General features: G+C 54.5%; 1 tRNA gene and 2 rRNA genes (1 of these 3 cut by a window edge). All 3 read left to right on the top strand.

Annotated features, from left to right (window positions below):
* A 23S ribosomal RNA gene (locus tag AC2FFA_RS22410) occupies positions 1–1,729 on the top strand; it begins 1,101 nt to the left of the window's first position.
* A gap of 183 nt (positions 1,730–1,912) precedes the next feature.
* Positions 1,913–2,027: ribosomal RNA gene (gene rrf, locus AC2FFA_RS22405) — 5S ribosomal RNA — on the top strand.
* 86 nt (positions 2,028–2,113) lie between these two features.
* Positions 2,114–2,190 (top strand) — tRNA-Met (locus AC2FFA_RS22400).
* The last annotated feature ends 310 nt before the right edge of the window (positions 2,191–2,500 follow it).

Genomic DNA, 2,500 nt, shown 5'->3' with positions numbered 1-2,500 from the left:
TTTAAAGATAGCGTAACAGCTCACTGGTCTAAATAAGTTGTCCTGCGGCGAAGATGTAACGGGGCTCAAGCCATGAGCCGAAGCTTAGGATGCCGTAAGGCATGGTAGCAGAGCGTAGTGTGACATAAGACTTATCCTCTTTAGTGTCTTTCGGGGCACCTTGGAGGATCGAGTCTTTTCGATGAAGCCGGCGCGTGAGCGATCCGGTGGAGAGATCACTAGTGAGAATGATGACATGAGTAGCGACAAAGAGTGTGAGAGACACTCTCGCCGAAAGTCCAAGGGTTCCTGCTTAAAGCTAATCTGAGCAGGGTAAGCCGGCCCCTAAGCCGAGGCCGAAAGGCGTAGGCGATGGGAACTAGGTTAATATTCCTAGGCCAGGAGGATGTGACGGATCACAGGTGTAGTTCAATCTTATCGGATTGATTGGGCTGCTGAGTGGTTCCTGGAAATAGCCCTCCATCAGACCGTACCCTAAACCGACACAGGTGGACTGGTAGAGCATACCAAGGCGCTTGAGAGAACGATGTTGAAGGAACTCGGCAAAATACCTCCGTAAGTTCGCGAGAAGGAGGCCCGGTTCCTAGGCAACTAGGGGCTGGGGGCACAAACCAGGGGGTGGCGACTGTTTATTAAAAACACAGGGCTCTGCGAAGTCGCAAGACGACGTATAGGGTCTGACGCCTGCCCGGTGCCTGAAGGTTAAAAGGAGAGGTGAGAGCCTTGAATTGAAGCCCAGGTAAACGGCGGCCGTAACTATAACGGTCCTAAGGTAGCGAAATTCCTTGTCGGGTAAGTTCCGACCTGCACGAATGGCGTAACGACTTCCCCGCTGTCTCCAACATCGACTCAGCGAAATTGAATTGCCTGTCAAGATGCAGGCTTCCCGCGGTTAGACGGAAAGACCCCGTGCACCTTTACTACAGCTTCGCACTGGCATCAGGATTGTGATGTGCAGGATAGGTGGTAGGCTTTGAAGCAGGAACGCCAGTTCTTGTGGAGCCTCCCTTGAGATACCACCCTTCGCACTCTTGATGTCTAACCGCGGTCCGTTATCCGGATCCGGGACCCTGCGTGGCGGGTAGTTTGACTGGGGCGGTCGCCTCCTAAAGCGTAACGGAGGCGCGCGAAGGTTGGCTCAGAGCGGTCGGAAATCGCTCGTTGAGTGCAATGGCAGAAGCCAGCCTGACTGCGAGACTGACAAGTCGAGCAGAGTCGAAAGACGGCCATAGTGATCCGGTGGTCCCGAGTGGAAGGGCCATCGCTCAACGGATAAAAGGTACGCCGGGGATAACAGGCTGATACTGCCCAAGAGTCCATATCGACGGCAGTGTTTGGCACCTCGATGTCGGCTCATCTCATCCTGGGGCTGGAGCAGGTCCCAAGGGTACGGCTGTTCGCCGTTTAAAGAGGTACGTGAGCTGGGTTTAGAACGTCGTGAGACAGTTCGGTCCCTATCTGCCGTGGGTGTAGGAGACTTGAGAGGAGTTGCCCCTAGTACGAGAGGACCGGGGTGAACGATCCACTGGTGGACCAGTTGTCGTGCCAACGGCAGTGCTGGGTAGCTATGATCGGACAGGATAACCGCTGAAGGCATCTAAGCGGGAAGCCCCCCTCAAAACAAGGTCTCCCTGAGGGCCGTGGAAGACCACCACGTCAATAGGCCGGAGATGTAAGCGCAGTAATGCGTTCAGTTGACCGGTACTAATCGCCCGATAGGCTTGATTTGATCCAGTAATGGAAAGACAAATCAAAAACATACACACCTTTGACTAAGGATGGCTGTGTCGCGCCAAGCGACACTGTTGATTGACATAATAACCGTGCGGCAACGCGCATTCGTAAACGAATACGCTGCCTGCCGCGCGTCGCCTTTTTGCAAAGCAAAAAGAGCGACGGGGATTTTCCTCGGTTTGGTGGTCATAGCGCAAGTGAAACACCCGGTCCCATCCCGAACCCGGAAGTTAAGCACTGCCGCGCCAATGGTACTTGGGCTTAAGCCCCGGGAGAGTAGGTCACCGCCAAACCTAGAAAAATCCCCCTTCTCTCTAAACGATGATAAAAACACTACCAGGTCTCAAATAGCCGAATAGGCAATAGACCACCAAAGTGTCGCGGGATGGAGCAGCCCGGTAGCTCGTCAGGCTCATAACCTGAAGGTCGTAGGTTCAAATCCTACTCCCGCAACCACCTTGGTCGAACAGAGCCTCGAACAAGCCGCCTCAGGGCGGCTTTGTTCATTCTGGGCCAGCCCAATCATTGCTGCCAGGGCACCCTCCAGTTCGATCTGCACGCCATCCCGTTCATGTTGGATCGTAACACGTTCGATCAAGCCCCGGATAATCTCCAAGGCTCCTGTACGGATCGACGGATCCGATAACGCCTGTGCCAGATCTGCGACCTTGGAGCGATAGAGTTCGGACAGATTTGGGTGCAGTCGCACCGGTGAGGGCGTAGGTTCTGAGAGCTTCGCCTCAAGATCGGCGATCTGCGCTTCAAG

This window comes from Ruegeria sp. YTSB088 (genome assembly GCF_059609825.1).
This window is presented reverse-complemented; position numbering and strand designations above follow the sequence as displayed.